This window comes from Falsiroseomonas sp. HC035 (assembly GCF_050563525.1).
Lineage (GTDB): Bacteria > Pseudomonadota > Alphaproteobacteria > Acetobacterales > Acetobacteraceae > Falsiroseomonas.
Genome location: NZ_JBNXUN010000005.1, coordinates 337,477 through 363,082, shown reverse-complemented (window position 1 = coordinate 363,082; position 25,606 = coordinate 337,477). Strand labels below are relative to the sequence as shown.

Annotated in this window: 25 protein-coding genes; 16 read left to right on the top strand and 9 right to left on the bottom strand. The window is 69.8% G+C overall.

The features are described from left to right. Positions 1–13: 13 nt before the first annotated feature. The 5 genes from mtgA (at position 14) to ACLF3G_RS14195 (ending at position 4,210) form a co-directional block, all read left to right on the top strand. Positions 14–676 carry a monofunctional biosynthetic peptidoglycan transglycosylase gene (gene mtgA, locus ACLF3G_RS14215; protein ID WP_430670035.1) on the top strand — a complete coding sequence of 221 codons (663 nt, stop codon included), beginning with the start codon at positions 14–16 and terminating at the stop codon, positions 674–676. A 137-nt stretch (positions 677–813) separates the two neighbouring features. Continuing rightward, positions 814–1,791, top strand: coding sequence for a Bug family tripartite tricarboxylate transporter substrate binding protein (locus ACLF3G_RS14210; RefSeq protein WP_430670034.1), 978 nt, complete (start codon positions 814–816; stop codon positions 1,789–1,791). Further along, positions 1,792–2,466: a cyclase family protein gene (locus ACLF3G_RS14205; protein ID WP_430670033.1), complete on the top strand. Its 675-nt coding sequence runs from the start codon at positions 1,792–1,794 to the stop codon at positions 2,464–2,466. Further along, positions 2,463–3,233, top strand: coding sequence for an SDR family NAD(P)-dependent oxidoreductase (locus ACLF3G_RS14200; RefSeq protein WP_430670032.1), 771 nt, complete (start codon positions 2,463–2,465; stop codon positions 3,231–3,233). Before ACLF3G_RS14205 ends, ACLF3G_RS14200 begins: the two co-directional genes overlap by 4 nt. A gap of 17 nt (positions 3,234–3,250) precedes the next feature. Further along, entirely contained in the window at positions 3,251–4,210 is a 960-nt protein-coding gene (locus tag ACLF3G_RS14195) for a Bug family tripartite tricarboxylate transporter substrate binding protein (RefSeq protein WP_430670031.1), read from the top strand. A 4-nt stretch (positions 4,211–4,214) separates the two neighbouring features. On the opposite strand, the gene ACLF3G_RS14190 is transcribed toward ACLF3G_RS14195, so the two are convergent. From ACLF3G_RS14190 to ACLF3G_RS14180, 3 genes are read right to left on the bottom strand one after another with little or no spacing between them, the layout of a single operon-like run. After that, entirely contained in the window at positions 4,215–5,324 is a 1,110-nt protein-coding gene (locus ACLF3G_RS14190) for an enolase C-terminal domain-like protein (RefSeq protein WP_430670030.1), read from the bottom strand. Beyond that, positions 5,324–6,298, bottom strand: coding sequence for a Bug family tripartite tricarboxylate transporter substrate binding protein (locus tag ACLF3G_RS14185; RefSeq protein WP_430670029.1), 975 nt, complete (start codon positions 6,296–6,298; stop codon positions 5,324–5,326). The genes ACLF3G_RS14190 and ACLF3G_RS14185 overlap by 1 nt, the downstream gene beginning before the upstream one ends. 22 nt (positions 6,299–6,320) lie before the next feature. Continuing rightward, complete coding sequence (locus tag ACLF3G_RS14180; protein WP_430670028.1) at positions 6,321–7,502, bottom strand: mandelate racemase/muconate lactonizing enzyme family protein; 1,182 nt, start codon at positions 7,500–7,502, stop codon at positions 6,321–6,323. Positions 7,503–7,644: 142 nt separating this feature from the next. Here ACLF3G_RS14180 and ACLF3G_RS14175 point away from each other — a divergent pair, with 142 nt between their 5' ends. The 3 genes from ACLF3G_RS14175 to ACLF3G_RS14165 all read left to right on the top strand — a co-directional run bounded on the left by ACLF3G_RS14175 (position 7,645) and on the right by ACLF3G_RS14165 (position 11,382). Then, positions 7,645–8,574, top strand: a complete 930-nt coding sequence (locus ACLF3G_RS14175; protein ID WP_430670027.1) for an alpha/beta fold hydrolase — start codon at positions 7,645–7,647, stop codon at positions 8,572–8,574. A gap of 104 nt (positions 8,575–8,678) precedes the next feature. Continuing rightward, entirely contained in the window at positions 8,679–9,647 is a 969-nt protein-coding gene (locus tag ACLF3G_RS14170; protein ID WP_430670026.1) for a radical SAM protein, read from the top strand. A gap of 238 nt (positions 9,648–9,885) precedes the next feature. After that, complete coding sequence (locus tag ACLF3G_RS14165) at positions 9,886–11,382, top strand: HWE histidine kinase domain-containing protein (RefSeq protein WP_430670025.1); 1,497 nt, start codon at positions 9,886–9,888, stop codon at positions 11,380–11,382. 34 nt (positions 11,383–11,416) lie between these two features. On the opposite strand, the gene ACLF3G_RS14160 is transcribed toward ACLF3G_RS14165, so the two are convergent. Both ACLF3G_RS14160 and ACLF3G_RS14155 read right to left on the bottom strand, forming a co-directional pair. Beyond that, a complete protein-coding gene (locus ACLF3G_RS14160; protein WP_430670024.1) occupies positions 11,417–12,106 on the bottom strand; it encodes a cyclase family protein in 690 nt (229 codons plus the stop codon). Positions 12,107–12,112: 6 nt separating this feature from the next. Beyond that, complete coding sequence (locus ACLF3G_RS14155) at positions 12,113–12,571, bottom strand: MarR family winged helix-turn-helix transcriptional regulator (protein WP_430670023.1); 459 nt, start codon at positions 12,569–12,571, stop codon at positions 12,113–12,115. 80 nt (positions 12,572–12,651) lie between these two features. On the opposite strand from ACLF3G_RS14155, the gene ACLF3G_RS14150 reads away from it, so the two are divergent. Beyond that, on the top strand, positions 12,652–13,662 hold the full coding sequence (locus tag ACLF3G_RS14150) for a glycosyltransferase family 2 protein (protein WP_430670022.1): 1,011 nt from the start codon (positions 12,652–12,654) through the stop codon (positions 13,660–13,662). Here ACLF3G_RS14150 and ACLF3G_RS14145 read toward each other — a convergent pair. Beyond that, positions 13,641–15,200 carry a DUF6311 domain-containing protein gene (locus ACLF3G_RS14145; protein WP_430670021.1) on the bottom strand — a complete coding sequence of 520 codons (1,560 nt, stop codon included), beginning with the start codon at positions 15,198–15,200 and terminating at the stop codon, positions 13,641–13,643. The genes ACLF3G_RS14150 and ACLF3G_RS14145 overlap by 22 nt on opposite strands. Before the next feature lie 185 nt (positions 15,201–15,385). Further along, positions 15,386–15,565, bottom strand: a complete 180-nt coding sequence (locus ACLF3G_RS14140; RefSeq protein WP_430670020.1) for a hypothetical protein — start codon at positions 15,563–15,565, stop codon at positions 15,386–15,388. Between the two features lie 227 nt (positions 15,566–15,792). Here ACLF3G_RS14140 and ACLF3G_RS14135 point away from each other — a divergent pair, with 227 nt between their 5' ends. The 7 genes from ACLF3G_RS14135 to ACLF3G_RS14105 are packed head-to-tail and all read left to right on the top strand — an operon-like array spanning position 15,793 to position 22,884. Next, a complete protein-coding gene (locus ACLF3G_RS14135) occupies positions 15,793–16,530 on the top strand; it encodes a sugar transferase (RefSeq protein WP_430670019.1) in 738 nt (245 codons plus the stop codon). A 54-nt stretch (positions 16,531–16,584) separates the two neighbouring features. Continuing rightward, positions 16,585–18,102: a flippase gene (locus ACLF3G_RS14130; RefSeq protein WP_430670018.1), complete on the top strand. Its 1,518-nt coding sequence runs from the start codon at positions 16,585–16,587 to the stop codon at positions 18,100–18,102. Then, complete coding sequence (locus ACLF3G_RS14125) at positions 18,099–19,160, top strand: glycosyltransferase family 4 protein (RefSeq protein ID WP_430670017.1); 1,062 nt, start codon at positions 18,099–18,101, stop codon at positions 19,158–19,160. The genes ACLF3G_RS14130 and ACLF3G_RS14125 overlap by 4 nt, the downstream gene beginning before the upstream one ends. Next, positions 19,157–20,323 (top strand): glycosyltransferase, encoded by a 1,167-nt coding sequence (locus ACLF3G_RS14120; RefSeq protein WP_430670016.1) that lies wholly within the window; start codon positions 19,157–19,159, stop codon positions 20,321–20,323. Before ACLF3G_RS14125 ends, ACLF3G_RS14120 begins: the two co-directional genes overlap by 4 nt. Next, the gene (locus ACLF3G_RS14115; RefSeq protein WP_430670015.1) at positions 20,320–21,210 is read left to right on the top strand and encodes a glycosyltransferase family 2 protein; all 891 of its coding nucleotides are present in this window, start codon (positions 20,320–20,322) and stop codon (positions 21,208–21,210) included. The genes ACLF3G_RS14120 and ACLF3G_RS14115 overlap by 4 nt, the downstream gene beginning before the upstream one ends. After that, entirely contained in the window at positions 21,210–22,082 is an 873-nt protein-coding gene (locus ACLF3G_RS14110) for a glycosyltransferase family 2 protein (protein WP_430670014.1), read from the top strand. Before ACLF3G_RS14115 ends, ACLF3G_RS14110 begins: the two co-directional genes overlap by 1 nt. 4 nt (positions 22,083–22,086) lie before the next feature. Further along, positions 22,087–22,884, top strand: coding sequence for a YdcF family protein (locus ACLF3G_RS14105; RefSeq protein ID WP_430670013.1), 798 nt, complete (start codon positions 22,087–22,089; stop codon positions 22,882–22,884). Here the strand turns inward: ACLF3G_RS14105 and ACLF3G_RS14100 are convergent. Continuing rightward, entirely contained in the window at positions 22,839–24,425 is a 1,587-nt protein-coding gene (locus ACLF3G_RS14100; protein WP_430670012.1) for an ArnT family glycosyltransferase, read from the bottom strand. The genes ACLF3G_RS14105 and ACLF3G_RS14100 overlap by 46 nt on opposite strands. A gap of 136 nt (positions 24,426–24,561) precedes the next feature. Further along, a complete protein-coding gene (locus tag ACLF3G_RS14095; RefSeq protein WP_430670011.1) occupies positions 24,562–25,548 on the bottom strand; it encodes a Bug family tripartite tricarboxylate transporter substrate binding protein in 987 nt (328 codons plus the stop codon). Positions 25,549–25,606: the final 58 nt, after the last annotated feature.

Below are 25,606 nucleotides of genomic sequence, written 5' to 3'. Positions count from 1 at the left end.
GGAACCTGCCGCCATGCGCCGCCTGATCCGCCTCGCTCTGCTGCTGCTGGTGGTCGCGCCGCTGGCCCTGGTCCTGCTGTTCCGCTTCATCCCGCCGCCGGTCACGCCGCTGATGCTGATCCGCGCCGTGCAGGGCCAGGGCATCGACCGCGATTGGGTGGACTATTCCCGCATCGCCCCGGCCCTGGCCCATTCGGTGATCGCCGCGGAGGACAACCTGTTCTGCCGCCAGACGTTCGGCTTCGACTTCGGCGCGCTGCGCGAGCAGCTGGAAGCCTGGCAGGATGGCGAGAGCCCGCGCGGCGCCAGCACCATCACCATGCAGACCGCGAAGAACCTGTTGCTGTGGCCCGGCCGCGACCCCATCCGAAAGGTGATCGAGGCCTGGCTGACGCCGCAGATCGCCTTGCTATGGCCGCGCCGGCGGGTGCTGGAGGTCTACCTCAACATCGTCGAGTTCGGCCCCGGCATCTACGGCGCGGAGGCCGCCGCCCGCGCCCATTTCGGCAAGCCGGCGGCCGCGCTGACGGGGCGGGAGGCCGCGCTGCTGGCCGCGGTGCTGCCCAGCCCGCTGACGCGCGATGCCGGCGCGCCGACGCCCTGGCTGGCCCAGCGCGCCGCCGGCATCCAGCGCCGCGTCGCACAACTCGGCCCGCTGCTGTCCTGCGCGCATTGAAAGGCAGGCTCGCGATGCCGTGGTGCGCTTGCCGGGCCTGCGCGCCCGTGCCTAGTCTCCGCGCCATGCCAGCCGCCTCCCCACGGCAGGCCCAACATCCGGTCGCAGAATCCGGTACGGCAAATGGGAACATGGCCATGAGGGCACCTCGGCGCAGCCTGCTGTTGGCAGGAATGGCGGCAACGCTTGCCGCACCGCGCATCGCCGCAGCGCAGGGCCAATGGCCAGGGGACCGGCCGATCCAGATAATCGTGCCCTTCCCGCCCGGTGGCGGCACCGACATCAACCTGCGCGCCATGACCAGCCACTTCCAGCGCCACCTGCCCGGCTCGCGCTTCGTCATCGTCAACCGCGGCGGCGCCGGCGGCGAGATCGGCTACACCGCGATGGCGACCGCGGCGCCGGATGGATACACCATCGGCACCGTCATCACGCCCAGCCTGCAGACGATCACCATCGAGCGCCAGCCGCGCTACACGCTGGATGACTTCGCCTATCTCGGCACCATCGTGGAGGATCCGGGCGGGCTGCATGTGGCGGCCGACAGCCCGATGCGCAGCGTGGCGGATCTCGTGGCCCACGCCCGTGCCAACCCGGGCGCCGTCGCGGTCGGCACCGCAGGCATCGGCTCCGACGACCACCTGCTGATGATCGGCCTGGCGCGGGCCGCCGACATCCGGCTCAACCACATCCCCTTTGCCGGCCAGGCGCCCACCGTCACCGCGCTGATCGCCGGCCACATCCAGGTGGCCTCGATGAACATGGGCGAAAGCGTCGGCCTGATCCGCGACGGACGCATCCGCCCGCTGGCCTCCGCGGGACCGCAGCGCTTCAGCTTGACGCCCGATGTGCCGACCTTCCGCGAGGCCGGCTTCCCGCTGGATACCGGCGTCGTCCGCAGCCTGGTCACGCCAGCCGCGACGCCGGCGCCGATCCTGCGTCGGCTGGAGGAAACCATCGCCGCCACCATGCGCGATGCCGCCTGGATTGCAGAAGCCGAAAAACTGTTCATCCCGCTGCAATACCGCACGCCGCGCGAGACCCGCGATATCGTCTTCCGCGAAGCCGATGCGCTGCGCGGCGTCTGGCAGCAGCAGCCCTGGCGGGATTCGTAGATGCCGAAATACATCGATCTGTCGACCCCCGTCCGCACCGGGCATTTTCGCTGGGCGGTCGACCGTCGCCTGGCGAAGTCGCATGACGCCGGCGCCGGCCAGGCGACCTGGGCCGGTTGGAACGTGCACGCCTTCACCCACATGGACAGCCCGCGCCACGTCGATCCCAAGGGCTTCACCACGGATGCGATCACCCTCGACATGACGGTGGGTGCCGGCGCGGTGGTGGATGTTTCCGACGTGCCGGCCGACGCACCGATCGAGGTGGAACGCCTGGCCGCCGCCGGTGCGCATCTGCGGCGCGGCGACTTCGCGCTGATCCGTACGCGCTGGGACGAGCGCGCCAGTCTCGATTCGCCGGATTTCTGGCTCAAGGCGCCGTGGATGACCGCGGAAGGCTCGGTCTGGCTGCACAGTCGCGGCATCAAGGCGGTGGGCTTCGACTTCCCGCAGGACCACTGCATCCGCAACTTCCTGACCGGCGAACCGCGTCCACCACTGGCCGAGCACGTGACGCATTTTCACCTGTTGGCGCGCGGGGTCATCATGTTCGAATACCTCTGCAACATGGGCGCGCTGACGCAGGCGCGGAACCAGGTGGTGGGCCTGCCGATCCGGCTGCCGGATTCGGACGGCGCGCCGGCCCGCGTCATCGCGATCGAGCAGGCCGCGTGAGCTTGCAGGGCCGCACCGCGCTGGTCACGGGCGGCGGGTCCGGCATCGGCGCCGGCATCGCGATGCGCCTGGCGCGGGACGGCGCGCCGGTGCTGGTCGCCGACCTGGACGGCGACGCCGCGACGCGCGTGGCCGCGGAGATCGCCGGCCAGGGCGGCCAAGCCCTGGCGTTCCGCATGGATGCCGCGGAGCCTGCCGAGGCCGCCGCCGCCGTCGCCGCCGCGGAAGCGCGCTTCGGCACGCTGCGCATCGCCGTCTGCAACGCCGGCATCACGGACCGCGTGCCGGTGCTGGAGATGCCGCTCGATTCCTTCACAAAGGTGATCCGCACCAACCTCGTCGGCTGCTTCGTCACCGCCCAGGCCGCCGCCCGCGCCATGGCCCGCGGTGGGGAGGGTCGTATCGTCACCATCTCCTCCGTCTCCGGCCAGTTCGGCGGCACCGGCCGCGCCGCCTATGGCGCCAGCAAGGGCGGGATCGAGACATTGACGAAAGTGCTGGCGGTGGAACTCGCCCCGCTCGGCATCCTGGTGAACGGCGTGGCGCCGGGGCCAACGCAAATCGCACGAACCGCGCATGGCCCGCGGCAGCGCGCCGCCTTTCTTAATCGGATGGCGCTGAAGCGCTACGCGACACCGACCGAGGTCGCCGCCGCCGTCGCCTTCCTGTGCGGCGACGAATGCGGCTTCATCGCCGGCCATATCCTCAACGTCGATGGCGGCTTCGCCGCCGCGGGCGTGATGTACGACCCCAACGAGGGCGCTTGAACATGGGAGAAGAACGCATGATGGGCACCACACGGCGCCGCTTGCTCGCATTGGCCCTGCTCGTCGGCCTCGTGCCGATGCAGCAGGCGGGTGCGCAGGATGACTATCCAAGCCGCCCCGTGCAGCTCGTCGTGCCCTACCCGCCCGGCGGCAACACGGACTTGATGGCGCGCGCGCTGCAGACGGAACTGACCCGGGCGCTCGGCCAGACGGTGGTGATCGTCAACCGCGGCGGCGCGGCCGGCACCATCGGCGATGCGCAGGTCGCGCGCGCAGCACCGGATGGCTACACCATCGGCATGTCGCCGAACAATCCGCTGACAGCGCAGCCGCATCTGATGTCGCTGACCTATGCGATGGACAGCTTCCGCTTCCTCTGCCTGGTCTACGACAACCCGCAGGTGCTGGTGCTCGGCCGCAACGCGCCGTTCCGCGACTTCGCTGGCATGGTGGCCCACGCGCGCTCGGCGAAGGAGGCGCTGGTGTTCGGCTCGCCGGGCCAGGGCAGCACGCAGCACATCCTGATGGCGGCGCTGCTGAAGGCGCTGGGGGTGGAGGGGCTGCACGTTCCCTTCACCGGCGCCGGGCCGATGTCGCAGGCGGCCCTCGGCGGGCAGATCCAGGTCTTCGTCGAAAGCGCCTCCATTCCCGCCGCCACCGGCCTGCCGGTGCTGGCGACCTTCAGCAAGGATCGCATGCCGAACCTGCCGCAGACGCCGACGCTGACGGAACTTGGCCACGCCATCGAGGGCAGTTCCGCCGGCGGGCTGATTGGCCCGGCCGGGATGCCGGATGCCGCCGCCGCGACGATCCAGCGCGCCTGCGCCACCTCGGTCGCCAGCGACAGCTTCCGGCAGGCGGCGGAGCGGCTGAACTCGGTGCCGCGCTACCTGCCGGGCGAAGGCTTCCGGGCGCGGTTCCAGGCCGAGAGCGACATGAACCGCACGGTGCTGCGCGACCTGGGCCTCGCGCAGTAGAGGTTCAGCGCAGCAGCGCGATCGTCTTTCGCGCGATCAGCGCCTCGTCCAGCACGTGGCCGAGGCCGGGGCGCATCGGCGCGTGCACCAGGCCCTGTGCATCCACCGTGATGTCCTCGGCCAGGCCGTATTTCTGCGCGGCGTCGGGCAGCAGAACCTCGAAGTAGTCGGTGTTGCGGATCGCCATGATGACATGCAGGTTCGCCACGTTGTTCAGCGAATTGCCGCCGTGGTGGACCTCCAGGTTCATGCGGAAGGACTCCGCCAGGTGCGCCGCCTTCACCAGCGTGGTGATCCCGCCCTTCACCGCGACGTCGCCGCGCAGATAATCCGTCGCCTGCGCCATGATCCACGGCGCATAGCCATCGAGGCCCGTCACCGGATATTCCGTCGCCATGATCGGGATGTGCAGCTTCTGCTTCAGCTTCACGTAGTTGTAGATGTCCTGGTCGGACAGCGGATCCTCGTACCAGAGGTAGCCCATCTCCTGCACCGCCAGCCCGACGCGCACCGCGGTCGGGAAGTCGTAGCTCCAGGTGGAATCCAGCGCGAGCGTGTAATCGTCGCCGACGGCGCGGCGCACCGCCTCGCACACCGCGATATCCTCCCTCAGCCGGGCCGGCGGGTGGATCTTGTAGGCGGCCCAGTTCGCCGCCTTGAAGGACAGCGCCTCCTCCGCATAGGCCTCCGGCGAGGTCATCACGGCGGAGGACGCATAGGCCGGGATGCTGTCCCGGAAGGTGCCGAGCAGGCGGTGGATCGGCTGCCCGAACGCCTTGCCCGCCAGGTCCCACAGCGCGACATCCACGGCGCCGATCGCCCGCACGCCGGCGCTGCGCTGGCGCCGCCAGATGTCGCGCACCAGCACCTCCCGCAGCAGCGGGTCGCGGCCCATCAGCACGGGCTTGAGATGCGTGATCAGCCCCTGCCCGTCCGTCGTCGCCGGATTCATCGCGGAACCGAGGAAGGCCTGCCCCTCGATGCCCTCATCCGTCATGATCCGCAGCAGGCCGAGCGAGGAACTGCCGGAGAATTTGCCGGTGTGCCCGCCATAGATCGTCGGCGGGATGCCGTCCCAGGCGAACAGCGTCAGCGTGACGTCGGTGATCTTCATCAGGCGGTGATCCCCGCATTGCGGATCACCGGGCCCCAAACTTCATGTTCCCGCGCCATCAGGGCCTTCATCTCCTCCGGCGTCTGCGCCCAGGGTTCGGCACCGAGCTGGCGAATACGTGCCTGGATCGCGGGCGCGGTCACGATGCCGCGGATCGCCGTGGCCAGCCGGGCGACGATCGGCGCCGGCGTCGCCCCCGTGGCGGCGAAGCCGAACCAGACATACATGCTGTAGTCCGGCACGCCGGCTTCCAGCATCGTCGGCACGTCGGGCAGCGCCGGATCGCGTTCCGTCCCTGTCACCGCCAGGGCGCGCATGCGGCCGGCCTGGATGTGCTGCAGCACGTTCGGGATGTTGTCGAACATCATGCCGACGCTGCCGCCCAGCATGTCCGTCACCGCCGGGGCGCTGCCGCGATAGGGCACGTGGACGATGTCGATCCCCGCCCGCGCCTTGAACAGCTCCGCCGCCAGATGCGGCGAGGAGCCGCTGCCGCTGCTGGCGTAATTCAGCGCGCCAGGTCGTGCCTTGGCGCGCGCGATCACCTCCGCCATGGAGGTCGCCGGGACCACAGCAGGGTTCACGACAAACACGTTGGCCAGCCGCGCGCTGACGCCCAGCGGCGCCAGGTCGCGCTGCGTGTTGTAGCCCAAATTCGGGTAGATGAAGGTATTGAACACCAGGTTGGCGCTGTTGCAGACCAGGATGGTGTGGCCATCCGGCGGGCTCTGCACCACCACCTGCGACCCTACCGTGCCGCCGGCGCCGGAGCGGTTTTCCACCACCCCCGGCTGCCCGACCGCCGCCTGCATCCCATCGCCGACCAGCCGCCCGAGCGAATCGTTGAACGCGCCCGGCGGATACGGCACGACGATGCGGACCGGCCTTTCCGGCCAGTTCGTTTGCGCCCGTGCGATGGAAGGCATGGCGAGGCCAGCGGCACTCGTGGCCAGCAGGTTGCGGCGGTTCATCATTCTTGGTTCCTCCCTGGTCATTTCAAACGAAGCCCGGCCCGGCGATGACGGGATGCGCGCGGATCAGCGCCTCATCCACCTCCACGCCCCACCCCGCGCCACTCGGCGCGAACACCATGCCATCACCATCCGGCTCGATCCGGCACAACGCGTCCCGAAAGATGTTGCCGGGCGAGGCGTCGCCCTCGAACCAGCCGCCATTGTCGATGGCGGACAGCAGGTGCACGGTGGCCGCGTGGTTCAGCCCGCCGGTCGCGATGTGCGGGCAGACCGGGATCTTCCAGGCGCCGGCCATATGGGCGATGCGGAGCACCTCGCTTGGCCCGCCGGCCTTGGACAGATCCGGCTGGAAGATGCCGACGCTGCCATCCTCCAGCAGCCGGTGGAACTCGAAGCGGCCGTAGTGGTTCTCGCCGGCCGCCAGCGGCACGCCGCCCATCAGCGGCTTCGCCTCGGCGTAGCTGCGATGGTCGTGTGCCGGGAACGGCTCCTCCAGCCACTCCGCGCCGCAGTCGCGCAGCGCATCGGCTGCGCGGCGCAGATCGGCCAGCGAATACGCACAGTTCGCATCGACCATGATGGTCAGGTCCGGAAACGCCCGCCGCACCGCCTGCAGCCGCGGCACATCCCGCGCCACGCCATCCCCGAAGCGCAGCTTCACCGCGCGCCAGTTCGCCGCCACCAGCGCCGCCACTTCCTCCACCAGCGTCTCCGCCGGCTGGAAGCCGAGCGACACGCCGCCGGCATAGGCGCGCACCGGCCGCCTTTCACCGCCCATCAGCACATGGCACGGCGTGTTCCAGTAGCGCCCGCGCGCATCCCACAGCGCCATGTCGATGCCGGACAGCGCGATCATCGTGCCCGCGCCCTGCCCGTGGCTCGCCAGGTGCCGCGCATACACCGCGCCCCAGGCATCCACCGGTGCCGCCGCGCTTCGTCCCGCCAGGAAATGCGCCAGCGTGTTGTTGATGAGGTCCGCGATGCTGGTCGGGCCGCGGCCGTGATGCGCCTCCCCCCACCCCACCACGCCGCATTCCGTCTGCACGCGCACGAGCACGGTATCCCGCTTCACCGCCGCGCCGATGCCGTGCCGCACCACGCGGTCCGGCGGCATGGCGAAGGAGATCGGGAAGGCCTGCACGCTGCGGATGCGCAGATCGGCGACGGCATCCGGCGGCGCCCCGCCCGGCTGGTTCTGGACCATGGTGTTCCCCCGCCGCCGGGCGCCTTCACGCGGCCCCCGTTGCGACATCGGCCACTATCCGCCACCCCGCCCCGCCCATCAACCTCGACAGCCGTCGCCCCCGCCCGCACATACCAGCCCTCTCCCCGGCGAAAGACCCTGGATGCGGCTGTTCCTGATGATCGCGGCGGCAGCGCTCGCCGTGCTGCTGCTGGCGCTGTTCCTGTGGGCCTACGCCCCCGACAAGCCGCGCGCCGCCCTCGAGTCCCGCTATGCCGCCCCACCCTCCTCCTTCCTCGAGGTTTCGGGCGTCCGCCTCCACCTCCGCGACACCGGCCCACGCAATGCCCCGCCCTTGATCCTGCTGCACGGCTTCGGCTCCAGCCTGCACGCCTGGGACGACTGGGTACCCCGCCTGGAGCCGGATTTCCGCGTCATCCGCCTCGACATCCCCGGCTTCGGCCTGACCGGCGCCGATCCCTCCGGCGACTATACCGATGCCCGCACCATCGCCCTGATGGCCGCGCTGATGGACCGCCTCGGCCTGCCACGTGCGCATCTGCTCGGCAGTTCCATGGGCGGCCGCTTCGCCTGGCGCTTCGCCGCCGAACACCCGGACCGCGTGGCGAAGCTGGTGCTGATGGCCCCCGACGGCTTCGCCAGCCCCGGCCGCGGCTACGACAGGCCCGGCCGGGTGCCGCTGCTGATGCGCGTGCTGCCCTTCGTCTTGCCCGAATCCCTGCTGCGCGCCAGCCTCGCCCCGGCCTATGGCAACCCTGCCGTCCTCACCCAGACCTTGTTCGAGCGCTACCGCGACATGCTGCTGGCCCCCGGCGTGCGCCAGGCGATCCTGGACCGCACCGCCCAGCAAAGCCTGCCGCCGCCGGAGCCCATCCTCGCCCGCATCCAGGCGCCCACGCTGCTGCTGTGGGGCGAACGGGACGGCATGGTGCCGGTGACCAACGCCGCGGACTACCAGCGCGCCCTGGCGGACAGCCGCCTTGTGGTGCTGCCCGGCCTCGGCCATGTGCCGATGGAGGAAGCGCCCGCCGCCTCGGTCGCCCCGGTGCGCGAATTCCTGCTGGCACCCTGAAAACCCGACGCCGCGCCCCGACATGCCGGCGTAACCTGAACCCTGGATGCGGCGAAACACGCGCGGGGGTATTCCCCCGCCCTCGCCCAAAAGGACCGCGCCGCTTGTCCCTCCTCAGCCCGACCCTGCCGCGCCGCCTGGCCCCCGAGAAGTTCCAGAACCCGATGACCACCGCCAAGGGCGAGGCGCGCGCCAGCGTGGCGCCGGTGGGGCTGGAGACGCTTTGGTTCAACACCGGCACGCTGTGCAACATCACCTGCCGCGCCTGCTACATCGAGAGCAGCCCACGCAACGACGCGCTGGTCTACCTCTCCCCCTCCGAGGTCGCTTCCTACCTCGACGAGGCGGCGCGGGACCGCCTGCCGCTGCGCGAGGTGGGCTTCACCGGCGGCGAGCCCTTCATGAACCCCGGCCTGCTGCCGATGCTGGCCGATGTGCTGTCCCGCCCCGGCGCGCTGCACGCCTTGGTGCTGACCAACGCCATGCGGCCGATGAAGCGTTATGCCTCCGGCCTGCTGGCGCTGCGCGACCGCTTCGGGACGGATCGCCTGACGCTGCGCGTCAGCCTCGACCACCACGATTCCCGCCACCATGATTTCGAACGCGGCGCGGGCAGTTTCGCGACCACGCTGGAAGGCCTCGGCTGGCTGGCGCGGGAGGGGTTTCGCGTGCACGTCGCCGGCCGCGCCAACTTCGGCGGGGAGGATGAGGCGGCGATGCGCGAGGGCTTCGCCCGAATCTTCGCGGAACACGACGTGCCGATCGACGCCGCGGACCCGGTGGCGCTGATGCTGTTCCCGGAGATGGATGCGGCGGTGGACGTGCCGGAAATCACCACCGCCTGCTGGGGCATCCTGGGCAAGCGGCCGGAGGACCTGATGTGCGCCTCCTCCCGCATGGTGGTGAAGCGGAGGGACGCGGCGGCGCCGGCGGTGGTGGCCTGCACCCTGCTGCCCTACGACCCGCAATTCGAGCTGGGCGCGACGCTGGCGGAGGCGGCACGGCCGGTGGCGCTGAACCACCCGCACTGCGCGAAGTTCTGCGTGTTGGGGGGAGCGGCATGTTCGCGGTGAGAGAGCATGCTGGCTGACCTGCCTTGATGCTCACCTAGCAGCAACCCAAACCCACGGTCCGGACATTCTCCACTGTTGCGACAGCTTGTCGGCAGCACCTCCGAAAAGCTCCAATTTTGAGACGCGCCCTCAAGCCTTCTTGTTCTCGCCAGCCGCTACTCAAGAAAGTTTACTAGGGTATCGTGGCGGCGTTCAGTGTCTGGATCGCCAGTCACGACGAAAACATGGCAGAGATTTCGTGACTGATTTCGAAGAGAAAACCCGCCTCGTTTCGGAATTCTCGAAAAATGAGCCTAGTCATGACCCGTTTGCTGCCGCCGTGCGGGCAACGCGCATGCCAATGCTCATCACCGACCCTCACCAGAACGACAATCCGATCGTCTTTGTCAATGCCGCGTTCTCAAAGTTAACCGGCTATAGTTATGACGAGATCATAGGCAAGAACTGCCGGTTTTTGCAGGGGCCGGAGACTGATCGAGCCGATGTTGACAAAATTCGCCAAGCAATTGAGCGCCGCACCCCTGTGGAAGTCGAGATCCTAAACCACAAGAAATCCGGCGAGGTCTTCTGGAATAAGTTGCTTATTTCCCCCGTTTTTGATAAGAACGGACACCTTACATATTTCTTTGCATCACAGTTTGATGTCACGCTTGAGCGCGATAAGCTTGTTCGCCTGCAACATGACCGGGATGAGCTTGAGGCGGAAGCGGAGCGCCGGAGGAGCGATCTAACTCATAGTGAGAGCCGGCTCAAGTTCATTCTCAAGTCCGGTCGCTTTGGCTATTGGACCCTTGATCTGAATGGAATGCGGCTTTCCGCATCCGACATCTGCAAAGAAAACTTTGGGCGAAGAGCAGAAGATCCATTCAGCTACGATGATCTTTGCTCGGCAATTTTTCCTGAAGACGTTTCGCGTATGCGAGACGCCGTGAATAGGTCGATTACCGACAGGCTCGACTACGATATTGAATATCGGGTCAAAACGCCTCCCGGGGATGTTCGATGGCTGCACATTAGAGGACAGACCTTCTACAGTGCGGATGGTCAACCTCTTAGCATGGCTGGGGTTTCGCTGGACATTACGGCGCGAAAGCGTAATGAGGAGCATCGGGCCCTGCTGGCGGATGAACTGAATCATCGCGTAAAAAATTCTCTGGCGACTGTACAATCAATCGCATACCAAACCCTGCGTAATTCTTCTACCATAGATGAAGCTCGCGCGACATTAACGTCGCGTCTCCAGTCGCTCGCTGCAGCACACGATGTTTTAACGAATGAAAGCTGGGAGGGTGCGACCCTCTCGGAGATTGCTGAAGGAGCTCTGCGGGCGTTTAGGATCGGAAAAAATGACCGGTTCAAGGTTGGCGGGCCTCGGATCTGGCTTTCGCCTCGTCTCAGTCTGGCCTTCGTCATGGCACTGCATGAACTGGCGACGAACGCAGTCAAGTATGGCTCATTGTCGAACGAGAAAGGTCGCGTAACTCTGAATTGGGATATTTTGGAAGCCTGCCGATCAAACCGTCTATGGTTGCGATGGGAAGAGCTGGATGGCCCAGCAGTCACTCCCCCCATACGTACTGGGTTCGGCACTCGCATGATAGAACGCGCGCTCGCATCGGAGCTCGGCGGCAATGCTGAGATCGAGTACCGTCAGCGAGGCATCCTGTTTACCTTGGAAGCCCCGCTCCCTCAGAATGGTAGCCAGTCAAACTCCAGGGTTTTTGTTCCTAAGTGAATTACTGATTATAATTATATTGATATTGGATCTGCTACCCGAATACCGCCACAGCCCTGATCGGACTCGCCGTTCCGCCCCGGATCTTCAGCGGAAACCCGATGAACCGGAACCGCCCCCGCCCCACCACCGCCTCCAGATTGGCCAGGCACTCCATATGCGTGATGCCCCGCTCCGCACACGCCATATGCGCCCGGAAATTCAGCTCCCCTTCCGGTGCCGGGCTGATCGCCTCCACCCCGAACATGCCGATGCCCCGGTCCGCCAGCCAATGCACACTCTCCGTCGCCAGCCCGGGGAAATCGTGCAGGTAGCCGGGCGTGCCGAGCAGCCGGGCATTCACCGCCATGTGGATCAGCACCGTGTCGCCCGCGCGGATCTCCTGCCCCGAGGCCGCCAGCGCCGCCTCCATCTCCGCCACCGTCACCGCATGCCGCAGCGGCACATGCGACAGGTCGAGGCAGATGGCACTGGTGTAGAACTTCTCCAGCGGCACCTGGTCGATGCTGGCCGCCCCCGGCCGAGGGTCGAAATGCACCGGCGCGTCCACATGCGTCCCGGCATGGTCGCTCATCGCCAGCGACATCGCCTTGCTGCTGAAGGTGGTCGCCCCCGCCACCTTCTTCTCCGCATGGTCGTTCCACACCGTCATCACCACCGGAGGGTGGCTGGGATGGGTCTGGGTGCGGTGGAAAATCTCCCGCGACAGGTCGATGAGTTCCATGGCGTCCTACTCCTTCGGGGTCTGGCGGCGGGCTTCGGCGTGCAGCAGGCGGATGGCGGCGTCCAACGCCTCCAGCGCCCCATCGGGCAGCGCGGCGCGGAAGGCGGCGTCGCGCTCGCGGGCGGCCTGCATCAGCCCGGCCTCCACCCGCGCGCCTTCCGCGGACAGGCGCAGCGCCACCTCCCGCGCATCGGTGGCGCCGGCCGCGCGTTCCACCAGACCGCGCGCCACCAGCGCCTTCACGGCCCGGCTGGCCTGCGCCTTGTCCAGCCCGGATTCGCGCGCCAGATCGCGCAAGGTCAGCGGCGCGAAGCCGCCGAGCAGCGCCAGGATGCGCCATTCCATCAGGCTCACGCCGAAGTCGCGCCGGTAGCGGCGCGCCGCGCCGCGGCTCAGCGCATTGGCCAGGCGGTGGATGCGCCAGGAGAGCAGGTCCCGGATCGTCGCCGGCGGGGGGCATGACATCGCGCCGAGTCTCACGGCCGCGGCCGAAACCGTCAACGGCCCGCCCCGGATTTGCCGCAAGCCGGTGCGAGGATCGCCCCATGTCCACCCAGTACGCCACCCGCCCCCACCTGTCCCTCGGCACCGCCCGCCCGGCGCTGTCCGTCGTCGTGCCCGCCTACAACGAGCAGGAGGTGCTGCCCGCCTTCCACGCCAGGCTGGTCCCGGTGATGGAGGGCATCGGCCTGCCGTGGGAGGTGGTGTATGTGAACGACGGCTCCCGCGACGGCACGCTGGCGCTGATGCTGGCGCTGCGGGCCAGCGATGCGCGGGTTTCGGTGGTGAACCTCAGCCGCAACTTCGGCAAGGAAATCGCCCTGACCGCCGGGCTGGACCACGCCGCGGCGGACCAGGCGGTGGTGGTGATCGACGCCGATCTGCAGGACCCGCCGGAGGTGATTCCGGACCTCGTCGCCGCCTGGCAGCAGGGCTTCGATGTCGCCTATGCGCGGCGGCGGGCGCGGGAGGGTGAGACCTGGCTGAAGAAGGCCAGCGCGGCCGCCTTCTACCGCGTCATGCAGCGCATTGGCGGCAAGGTGGACCTGCCGCCCGATACCGGCGACTTCCGGCTGATGAGCCGCCGCGCGCTCGATGCGCTGCTGGCGCTGCGCGAACAGCACCGCTTCATGAAGGGGCTGTTCGCCTGGGTCGGCTTTCCCTCCACGCCCGTGCTGTACGACCGCGCGCCGCGGGCGGCCGGGGAGACCAAGTGGAACTACTGGCGGCTGTGGAACCTGTCGCTGGAGGGGATCACCGCCTTCACCGTGGGGCCGCTGAAGATCGCCACCTATCTCGGGCTGCTGACCGCGATCGTCGCGCTGGGATACGGCATGCTGATCATCATCCGCACCATCCTGTACGGCAACCCTGTCGCCGGTTACCCCAGCCTGATGGCGGTGGTGCTGTTCCTCGGCGGGGTGCAGCTGATGACGCTGGGCATCATCGGCGAATACCTCGGCCGTATCTTCAACGAGACCAAGCGCCGGCCGCTGTACATCGTGGAACGCCACGTCCCGAGCGACGTCACGGATCAGCGGCAGGCGATGAGCTGACCGCCGCCCTGGCCAATCGGCCGGCAGCGCGCGGCGCCATCCGGCACCAGCGGCAGCAGGGCCTCCCGGGCGGAGGGCAGGAACAGGCGCAGCTCGCCGTCGGCCAGCGGCGCCGCCGCCATCTGCGCGTCACGGCAGGTGGGCGCGGTCTTCCAGCGGGCGACGTACATGGTGTTGGCGGGCACGGCGCGCTCCGAGGCCAGGGCCAGGATTTCGAGTTGCAGGGGGTGGACCTCCGCCGCCTCGGCGTCCGTGACGCAGGGCCAGCTTGGCAGCAGGGTCAGCCGGCCCGCCGTCGCCAGTTCCGCCCGCAGCGCCGGCGCCTCGATTGTCCAGGCCGGGCGCAGCGCCGCCCACTCCGCGATCGCGGCGCGCAGCGGGGTGGCGTCGGCGAATTGCAGCAGGCCGGCGGCGAGGCACAGCACCGGGTGGACGCGCGCCAGCAGCACCATGGCGCCGACCAGCAGGGTGTAGGACACCGGCCAGAAGAAGCGGCCGGAGGCGCGGAACTGTTCCAGCGCGCCGGGCGCCTCGCCGAGGTCGAGCACGATGCGCTCGCCGAAGCCCACCTTGTGGGAGACGGCCAGCGCCGTCAGCGCCAGTAGCACCACCGCCAGCCCGGCGTGGCGGGACAGCCGGCGCCAGGCCAGGCGCGGCCGCAGCACCATGCCCGCGACCAGCGCCGCCAGCAGGCCGAGGCCGAGCCAGTTGTAGCCCTCCCACCCGCCGAAGCCGGTGGCGTCGAGCTGCGGTGACCAGGGCCAGCCGAACAGAAGCGACCCCGCCGGCCACACCGGGGACAGCAGGTTCATCGCATAGCGCCCATAGCCGGTGCCGCCGGCGGCGCCGAGGTAGCCGAACCCCGCCATCACGCCGACCACCGCCGCGAAGGCCGCCCCCACCGCCAGCGCCGGGCCGATGAACGCCTCGCCCCGCAGCAGCCGTGTCGCCGGCACCGCGCCAAGCAGCGCCAGCGTCATGGCGGCCAGGTAGGGATGCACCAGCAGCGCCAGCACCTGCAGGACGCCGCCACCGACCCACAGCGCCAGCGATGGCTTGGTCACCAGCCGCAGATAGACGCCGAGCCCGACCAACAGAAGAAAATGCCCGCACAGCGCCGCATGGCCGAAGCGCCCGATCCAGGCCGGCATGGAGGCCGCCGCCAGGGCGATACCAAGCGCCGGCAGCCACCGCCGCTCCCCCGCGCTGCGCAGCGCGAACACGGCGGCAATGGGCTGCGCCACCCAGGCGAGGCCATAGAACAGGCCGACTCCGTGAAAGCCTTCCGGCAGTACGCCGCGCAGGGCCTTCAGGACCAATGCCAGCAGCGGGATCGAATCGGCAAACGCGGTGTTCAGGCCGCCTTCCTCGGTGTTCAGGTTCAGCGCCAGGGTCGGCGGCCAGCGCCAGGAATCCTGCAGAAGGTAGCGCTGCGCCACCATGTGCTGCGCCGCATCCCCCGCCGGCCGCCAATCCTGGCCCGCAACGGGGAACAGGAACCCGCTTGGGAAGACCCAGGCCGCCAGGGCCAGCCCCAACAGCAGCGCCGCCAGATAGGCAAGCCAGGCTTCGGCGCGGCTGGTCAGGACCGCGATCCGAACGCAAAAGCGTGATCGGAAGGCCGCGATTTTCCCAGAAGGTCAAATGGTTGCATCACGGGGTCCGCGCTGGCCGGTCTGTCGGGGCGGCTGTGTAGGCGCCGTTCCACGGATGCAGCAAGGCGTCAGAGCGCCCAAGCCAGGCCAAGCCAGAACAGGGAGGAAAGAAGCGCGGCCAGAACCATGCCACGGGCTGCGTTGCCCGGTGGCCGTTCCGCCTCCGCCCTGCTGCCGCGCCTGAAGGCGGGCTCCGGCGGCTCCACCAGGGTCAGCCGCTGCGCTGTGCGGCGTTCTGGGAGTCGCATGCCGCATCCTGTCATGCCCAGGCGCGCGGGTCGCTGGAAAACAATCTTTGTGAAAATATTTTACGCGGCCGGATCGGCCCGGCTCCGGCGCCACAATCCCGCCGCAAGCACGTCGCAAACCCGCCCGGGGCCGTGACTATTACCCTTCGCACGGGAGCCTGCCCCACCGCCTTTCGTCCCGTTCGGCTCCCCTTCCGCGTTCCTCTCACCGTTCACGAGGACCCTTCATGCCTGGCCTGGAAGTCGCCCAGACACTTCTGCGCTCGCCCGACGATCGGCGGTCGATGTTTGTCTACGCCCTTCCGGCGACGGAGGCGCAAGCTGCCCCCTCTGTCCGCCAGGATGCGGACCGGGTGCATGAAATTGCGAAGCGGGCGCTGGACATCCTTGGCGCCGGCACCCTGCTGCTGCTGTGCCTGCCGGTCTTCCTGGTCCTTGCCGCCCTGGTGCGGATGGATGGCGGTCCGGCCTTCTATGCGCATGAGCGGGTCGGCCGCGGTGGCCGGCTGTTCGGCTGCCTGAAGTTCCGTTCCATGGTCGCCGATGCGGATCGCCGCCTCGCCGCACTGCTGGACCGCGACCCGCAGGCCCGGGCGGAGTGGGAGGCGACGCGCAAGCTGAAGGCGGACCCCCGCATCACGGCGCTCGGCCGCTTCCTGCGCGCCAGCTCCCTGGATGAGCTGCCGCAGATCCTCAACGTGCTGGCCGGGCAGATGAGCCTGGTCGGGCCGCGCCCGGTGCAGGCCGGCGAACTCGCCGTGTTCTACGGCCCCGCGGCACAGCACTACATGGCGGTGCGCCCCGGCATCACCGGCCCCTGGCAGGTCAGCGGCCGCAATGATACCTCCTACGCCCAGCGTGTGGCGCTGGATGTGGCCTATGCCCGCCAGCCCTCGCTGATGAACGATGTGAAGATCCTGCTGCGCACGCCGATGGCGGTCTTGGCGCGCCGCGGGGCGTACTGAGGCCAGGCCGGATCCGCGGCCTTGGCCGCGGATTGCAAGGAAATGGCGCAGGTCATGGCTGGGACTGAGGACCGCGCTTCCGGCGGCCGGCTGTTGTCCGGCACGATGTGGAACGCCGCCGGCCGCGGCCTGCCGCTTCTCCTCGCCCTGGCGTTGACCCCGGTGCTGGTGGCGCAGATGGGCATCGACCGCTGGGGGTTGTTCACCCTGGCGCTCGCCTTGGTCGGCGTCTTCGGGGTCTTCGACCTTGGCGTCGGCGCCGCGCTGACCAGGGCGCTGTCCGCCCGCATCGGCGCCGGGCAGACCGAGGGTGCCACCGAACTGGCGGGCGCGGCGATCAGCGCCCTCGGCCTGCTCAGCGCCGGCATCGCCGCCTGCGCCTTCGCCTTCGTGCCGCTGCTGGTCACCGGCGTGCTGAACACCCCGCCCGATTTGCAGGCCGAGGCCATCACCGCCTTCCGCTGGCTCTGCGCCGCCGCCCCACTGGTCGTGGTCAACGCCGCGCTGTGGGGCACGCTGGCCGCGCACCAGCGCTTCCGGGAAGCGAACCTGGCCGCCATCCCCGTCGCCATCTTCTACTATCTCGGCCCCGTGCTGGTGCTGTTGGTCTGGCAGAGCCTGGTCGGCGTCATCCTGGCACTGCTCGCCTGCCGGCTGGCCAACACCCTGTCCTATGCCTGGCTGGCACGGCGCGACTTGCCGGGCCTCCGCCCCGTCTGGCCAAGCTGGGTTTTGGTCGCGCCCCTGCTGCGGATGGGCGGGTGGATGAGCGCATCCGGCGTCCTGACCCAAGCGCTGCTCTATGCCGACCGCTTCCTGGTCGGCGCGTTGCTGACTCTGGCCGCCGTCGCCTACTACGCCACGCCGCTCGACCTGGTGATGCGCATGTGGATCCTGCCGGTGGCGGTGGCGCAGGCGCTGCTGCCGGCGATGGCCAGCGCCTATCTGTCCCACGCCGAGGCGACCGCCGGGCTGCTGCGCCGCGGCGCCCTGATGGTGATGGCGGCGGTGCTGCCGGCCTGCCTGATGCTGGTGGCCTATGGGCCGGAGATCCTGGGGCTCTGGCTCGATGCCGATTTCGCCGCTGGCGGCGGTCGCGTGCTGCAGATCCTGTCCGTCGGCATCTTCTTCTCCTGCGCCGCCTTCGCGCCGGGGGCGCTGCTGGATGCGATCGGGCGGCCGGATGCCAATGCGAAGTGGCAGTTGCTGCAGGCGCTGGTGTTCCTGCCGCTGTCGGCGGTGCTGTTGCTGTGGCTGGGCATCGAGGGCGCCGCCGCCGCCTGGGCGCTGCGCTGCGCCACCGATGTGTTTGGCCGCCTCTGGCTCGTCGGCCGGCTGTATCCGGTGGCCGGCGAGGTGGCCCGGCAGCTTGCCCTGCCGCTGCTGGCGGGCGGCATCGGCCTGGCGCTGCTGCTGTCCGGGATCCAGCCTATCCCGCTCGCCCTGCTCGCGCTGGCCGGGTTCGCCGCTGCGGGTTTCCTGGCCCTTACCCCCACCGAACGCCGCGACGCGCGCGGCCTGCTGCGCCGCCCCTGGCGCCTGCGGGCCGTGCTGCGCGGGGAGACTGCATGACGCTTGCCATCAACGCCCGCTTCCTGACCCAGAAACTCAGCGGCGTGCAGCGCTTCTCGCGCGAGGTGGTGACGGCGCTGGCCGCCACCGGTACCCCGCTGCGGCTGCTCGCCCCCCGCAACGCCCCCGCCAGCTTCGCCGGTCTGCCGGTGGAACACATCGGCCGTCGCGCCGGCCAGCCCTGGGAACAGTTCGACCTGCCAAAGGCGCTGGGCGCCGGCGACCACCTGCTGAACCTCGGCAACACCGCGCCGCTGCGTCTCGGCGCGCGGCAGACCGTGGTGGTCCATGATGCCGGGGTCTTCGACACGCCCGAAAGCTATTCCTTCGCCTTCCGCGCCTGGTACCGCGCGCTGCACTGGGCGCTGCCACGCCGCGGCACCCGCATCGTCACCGTCTCCGACTTTTCGCGCAGTCGGCTCGCGCTGCATCTCGGCCTGCCGCCAGCCATGATCGGCGTGATGCCGGAGGGCGGCGAGCACGCCTTGCGCGAGCCGGCTGAGCCTGGGATCCTCGCCCGCCACGGCCTGGCGCCGCAGGGGTACGCGCTTGCCGTCGGCACCCGCGCCTCTCATAAGAACCTGGATATGCTGCGGGAGACGGTGGGGCTGCTCGGCGCCCGTGGCCTGAAGCTGGCGGTGGCCGGCGCCGCCGATGCCAGCGTGTTCCGCCGGGCCAGCGATGTCGATGCCACCCTCGCCCTCGGCCGCGTCACCGATGCGGAGCTGCGTGCGCTGTACGAGAACGCCATCTGCCTGCTGTTCCCCTCTCGCTACGAAGGCTTCGGCCTGCCGCCGCTGGAGGCGATGTGGTGTGGCTGCCCGGTGCTGGCGGCCTCCGCCGGCGCGGTACCAGAAGTGTGTGGCGATGCCGCGCTGTGGTTCGATGCCAATGGCCCGCGCAGCCCGGCCACCGCCCTCGCCCGACTGCTGGACGAGCCGCTGCTTTCGGAGCATCTCCGCTCCGCCGGACGCGCCCGCGCCGCCACCTATTCCTGGTCCGCTGCCGCCGAGACGCTGCTCGGCATCCTGGAGTCCCCTGGGCTGGAGTCCCGATGAAGATCGCCATCGTCCATGAATGGCTGGACGGCTACGCCGGGTCCGAGCGCGTGCTCGAGCAGCTTTTCGAGGTGTTTCCCCAGGCGGACCTGTTCGCCGTCTGCGACTTCCTGCCGGACCATGAGCGCGGCTTCCTCGGCGGTCGTGTGCCGCGCACGTCCTTCATCCAGCGCCTGCCGCGGGCGCGGGCCTGGTTCCGCTACTACCTCGGCCTGATGCCGATCGCGGTGGAGCAGTTCGACCTCTCCGGCTACGACCTGGTGCTGTCCTCCTCGCACGCCGTCGCCAAGGGCGTGCTGACAGGGCCGGCGACGCTGCACGTTTCCTACGTCCACAGCCCGATGCGCTACGCCTGGGACCTGCAGCATCAGTATCTACGGCAATCCCGCATGGACACGGGTGTGAAGGGCCTGCTCACGCGCTGGCTTCTCGCAAGAATGCGGGCTTGGGACCATGCCTCCGCCGCACGGCCGGACGTCATCCTGGCCAACAGCGCCTGGATCGCGGAGCGCATCCGCAAGGCCTGGCGGCGCGAGAGCCTGGTGGTGCACCCGCCGGTGGACCTTGATGGCTTCCCGTTCAAGGCCGGCAAGGGCGCGGCCTATGTCGTCGCCTCCCGCCTCGTCCCCTACAAGCGCATCGACCTGATCGCCGAGGCGTTTCGGCAGATGCCGGACCGCCAGCTCATCATCGCCGGCGACGGGCCCGAAATGGCGCGCGTGCGCATGGCAGCGGCGGATGCCCCGAACATCCGAATCCTCGGCCGCGTGCCACAGGCCGAGTTGGTGGCCCTGCTGGCCGATGCGCGCGCCTTCGTCTTTGCGGCGGAGGAGGATTTCGGCATCGGCATGGTCGAGGCGCAGGCCTGCGGCACGCCGCTCATCGCCTTCGCGCGCGGCGGTGCCGCGGATATCGTCCAACCCGATGTAACCGGCGTGCTGTTCCCCGAGCAGTCTGCCGAGGGCATTGTCGGCGCCGTGACCCGATTCGAATCGCTGCTGATTTCGCCCGAGGCCTGCCGCGCCAATGCGGAACGCTTCTCCCAGGCCGCCTTCCGCGACCGCATCCTGTCCGTGGTGCGGGAGGCCGGCGCGGCGCGCGGGATGCCGGAGTCTTGGATGCCCGAGCCTTGGATGGCAGCGCCTTGGATGCCGGCGCCTTGACCGGGTTCAGCCTGATCGTCGCGACCCGCGGCCGCACCACCGAACTGGCCGAGTTCCTCGACAGCGTGGTGGCGCAGAAGCGCGACGACGTCGAGGTCATCGTCGTCGACCAGAACGAGGATGGCCGCCTCGCCCCGCTGCTGGCGCCCTATGCGGCGCTGATGCCGCTGACCCACATGCGCTCGGCTATTGCCCGCGCCAACCACGCCCGGAACCTCGGCCTACGGCAGGCGACGGGCGATCTGGTCAGCTTCCCGGACGACGACTGCCTGTACCCGCCCGGCCTGCTGGACCGTGTCGCGGCGGCCTTCGCCGCCGACCCTGGCCTCGGCATCCTGACTGGCCCGGCCGAGGCGCCGGGGGGCGGACTTGGCTCTGGCCGCTGGCGCCAGGATTCCGGCCCCATCACCGCGGAGAATGCCTGGACCAGCGTCATCGAGTTCAACCTCTGGCTCCGCCGCCCGCTGGCGCTGCGCCTCGGCGGCTATGACGAGACGATGGGACCGGGCACGCCGATCGGCTCGGCGGAGGGCAATGATCTGGTGCTGCGCGCCGTCACCGTGGGCCATCGCGCGATCTATGACCCGGCGCTCCGCGTCATCCACCCGGACAAGCGGCTGTCGGAGGTCGCGGTGGCGCGGGCCTTCCTGTATGGCCGCGGCCTGGGCTTCGCGCTGCGCCGGCATGCGGTGCCGGCCCGCGTCTGGCTGCCCTTCGCCATTCGCCCGCTCGGCGGGGTGGCGCTGAGCCTGGCGCGGCTGCGGCCGCGCGATGCCGGCTACTACGCCATGACCTTCCTCGGCCGCCTGCGCGGCTATGTTCAGCGTGAGTCCACGGCCGGCCGCATCCGCCCCGCCATCACCGGCCGCGCCTCGGACCCAAGGTGATGCGGCTGGCCATCGGCATCGCGACGCGCGGCCGCGCCGCCATCCTGGGCGAGGTGCTGGCCGAGTTGCTGCGGCAGTCCCGCGTGCCCGACCGCGTGCTCGTCTGCCACGTGACGGAGGATGACATCGCCGGTCTGCGGGAGCGTTTCCTGCGTGTGGAGTTCATGGCCAGCCCGGCCGGCCTGCCGCGGCAGCGCAACGCCATCCTGGATGCCGCCGCCGATTGCGACGCGGTGCTGTTCCTGGATGACGATTTCCTGCCGGCGCCGGACTACCTGCTGGTGACGGAACGCGTATTGCAGGCGCAGCCCGGCTGCGTCGTCACCACCGGCACCGTGCTGGCCGATGGCGCCAAGGGCCCCGGCCTGAGTGTCGCCGAAGGCCGCGCCGTGCTCGCCGCCGACCACTACGAGGACGATCCGCTGGCGGTGACCCCGCACTTCAATGGCTATGGCTGCAACATGGCCTTCCGCATGGGGCCGGTCCGCGCGCATGGCATCCGGGTGGACGAGGCGCTGCCGCTATATGCCTGGTACGAGGATATCGACGTGACGCGCGCGCTCGGCCGGCATGGCTCGATCCTGCGTCTGTCGGGCGCGCGCGGCGTGCATCTAGGCGCCAAGTCCGGCCGCGTCGCGGGCGATCGCCTGGGCTACAGCCAGGTGGCGAACCCGATCTACCTGGCGCGCAAGGGCACCTTCCCCTGGAGCCACGCCATTCCCTCCGCCGCGCGGCACCTCGCGATGAACGCGCTCCGGTCGCTGGTGCCGGAGCCGCATGTGGACCGCTTCGGCCGGCTGCGCGGCAATCTGCGCGCGGTCGCGGACCTGCTGCGGGGCCGGGCGCATCCCGGCCGCATCCTGGATTTCTGAGCCGATGGATGGAGTCGCTTTCGTCGCCTCCAAGGTGCTGTGGGCGCTGCTGCGGCCGAACACGCTGGCGCTGGTTCTGGCGACGCTCGGGCTGGTGCTGGTCTGGCGTGGCCGGCGCTTCGGGCGCTGGCCGCTGACCCTCGGGCTCGGCTGGTACCTGGCCGTCTTCTGCCTGCCGGTCGCCGCCTTCCTGACGCTGCCGCTGGAGCAACGCTTCCCGAGGCCGGCGGCGGAGCCGGCGCAGGTCACCGGCATCATCGTGCTGGGTGGCGCGGTGGAACAGGACCTGACCAACGCGCACGGCATCCCGGCGCTGAACGGCGCGGCGGAGCGGATGACGGAGGCGGTGGCACTGGCGCTGCGCCACCCCGCCGCGCGCCTGGTCTTCACCGGTGGCAGCGCGGCCGTCCTGCCCGGCGGTCCCACCGAGGCCGACACCGCACGCCGCCTGTTCACCAGCCTCGGCCTGGCGCCGGAGCGGCTGGTGTTCGAGAGCGAAAGCCGCAACACGCATGAAAACGCGGTCCTGAGCCATGCGATGCTGGCGCCGAAGCCCGACGAGACCTGGCTGCTGGTAACCTCCGCCAGCCACATGCCCCGTTCGGTCGGCGTGTTCCGGCAGGCCGGCTGGCGGATCACGCCCTGGCCGGTGAACTACACGGCCAGCCGCGACCCGTCCCTGTGGTGGTACGGCCCTTTCCCGGCGCGGCTGAACCAGGCGGAATGGGCGCTGCGCGAATATGTCGGACTGACGGCCTATTGGCTGATGGGTCGCACCGACGCGTTGTTTCCCGCGCCCTGAACGGCGGCCGGCTTGCGCAGCCGGTAGATCTCCACCGGCCCGCGCTGTTCGGCCACGCTGGCCGCCAGGTCATAGGCCTCCGCCACCGTCGCCATCACCTGGGCCGCGGCGGCGGGGCGCATGGTCTGCATCCAGCCACGATCGACCACGATCACCATGGGTCGCGCGGCGAGCACGCGGGTCAGTTCCAACTGGGTGTTGGTGTCTGACAGATCCTCGAACTCGCCAGTCAGGTGCGGCGGGAAGGGGAAGCGGGTGGCGGTGCGGACATCGGCGAGGACGTAGACGCTGGTGTGGTAGTTGGCGATGAAGGCGTCGCCTTCCGGCCCGGCTTCGCGCGCCACCGCGGCCGCCACTTCCCGCACCGGGTCGCGATGCATCAGGCCGGGGCCGCGTTCCAGCCGCGCGGTGGCTTCCGGCAGCCAGCCCTGGCTGGCCAGCACCAGAACCAGCACCGCGAAGGCCGCGCGCACCCGATGCGGCTGCGCCACCGCCCGCGCCAGCCACCAGGCGCCGATCGCCGCCAGCAGGGACAAGGGCGGCAGCCACAGCAGGAAGTAGTGCGCGAAGTAGAAGCCGGGTCCGGCGATGGCCAGGGATTCCGTGACGAACCAGGCCAGCGCCACCACGGTCAGCAGCGCCATCGGCCCGCGCGCCCGCCACGCCGCCAGCGCCACCAGCGCGGCACCCAGGGCGAGTCCCAGCGGCAGCGCGGCCGTGCCGATCCGGCGCCAGGCCTCGGCCGGGGCGATGCGCTCCATCGAGTAGCGGACCGGCGCCAGCAGCGATCCATCCAGGTACTGCGGCAGCCAGCCCTGCACCCAGTAGGCCAGCCCCATCAGCAGGATCGGCGCCGCGCATAGCCCGGCATAGGCCGCCGCCATCACCAGCACCCGGCGCCATGACAGCACCCCGCGCCACCAGGCCGGCCCCACCAGCAGCGCGAAGGCGAGGCATCCGGCCGGCGCCACCACCTGCTTCACCAGCAGCGCCCAGCCCACCAGCAGCCCCATCGCCGCCAAGGCTCCCCATCCGGGAGGCTCGGCCCGCGCCGCAGCGCGGATCCCGATCGCCATGGCGGCGGTGATGAAGGGCGCTATCAGCAACTCCGTATTGGTGCACAGCCCGCTGAGCAGCAGCGAATGCGCGGCATAAGTCACGCCCGCCCCCGCCCCCACCGCGCGCGGCGCCCCCGCCACCCGCGCCGCCGCGAACAACCCGCAGGCGGTGCCGAAGACGCAGATCAGGCCCAGCAGACGCACCGCCTCCACCGAGACGCCGAACAGCAGGAAAGCCACCGCAAACATCGCCGGCGCGCCGACCGGGTGCATGTCCCAGGCGGCGACCAGTGGCCAGCCACCGCGCAACCATTCGCGGGCCTGCACCATGTACAGGCCCTCGTCGGTATCGACGACAGCCGGCACGAAGGAACTCAGCCGCAGCAGCACCACCGCGACCAGCAGCAGCAGGATCGCCACGGCATCCGCCGTGACGGGCGATGCCGTGCGGGGCGGCGCGGTCAGGGTCTGTCCATCGGGCATGGAATCTCACGCGGCCGTGATGACCGGAGCCCTACCCATCCCAAAGCCGGGGCAGGAGCGCAACTGGTCTTCGCGCCGGTATCGCGGATGGCCATGGCAGCAGCCGGGCGCCGCCAAGGCACCCGGCCGCAATTGCTCAGTTCTCGGGCTGGAAGCCGCTGTCGCGTACGATGGGTCCCCACTCCGCCCGTTCCTGCCGGATGCGCTCGGCGAAGGCGGCCGGGCTGGCGGACACCGTCGGCAGGTATTCCAGCCGATCCAGCGCCGCCACCATGTCCGGCGACCGCGCCACCTGCACGATGGCGGCGTGCAGCGCGTTGACGATGTTGGCGGGCGTATTGGCCGGCAGCAGCGCACCGAACCACTCGTCCTTGTTCATCTCGGGGTGCCCGAGTTCGGCGAAGGTCGGCAGGTCCGGGTAGCGCGGATTGCGCCGCTCGGAGGACACCGCGAGCATCCGCGCCCCGCTGCCATGCTGCGGCGAGATGTCGCCGAGCACGCCCACGAACACCGGCAGCCGCCCGCCAACCAGGTCCAGCATCGCCGGCGCCGCGCCGCGATACGGCACATGCGTCAGCCGCGCGCCGATCTTCTTGCCGAGCATCACGCCGAGGAAATGCGGCGCGGAGCCGGCGGCCGGGGAGGCGAAGGGCACGTCGCCGCTCTGCGCCTTCAGCCAGGTGATCAACTCCGCCAGCGTCTTCGCCGGATGGCTGCTCGGCACGGCAATGGCGAAGGGGAAGGTGCAGACGGTGGAGACCGGGATCAGGTCGGTCAGCGCGTCGTAGCGCACCTCCCGCGGGAAGACGTGCGGTTGCAGGGTGAGCATGGAGGCCGGGGTCTGCAGGTAGATGCTGCCATCCGCCTCGCCGGCCTTCACCGCCTCCACCGCGATGCGCCCGGCAGCGCCGACGCGGCCCTCCACGATGATGTTCTGCGCGTAGATGCCGCGCAGCTTGTCGGCATAGAGCCGCGCGACAACGTCGGACGACCCGCCGGCCGGGAAGCCGACGATGGCGCGCACGGTGCGGTTGATGGTCTGCGCCGAGGCCGGCCGGAAGCCGGATGTGGCGATGGCGGCGCCGAGACCGAGGGCGCCGCGGCGCCCGATGACGATGCTCATCCTTGATGCTCCTCCTGTCGGCGTCGTTGCGCCGGTGTCTGTTCACACTCTGCACGGT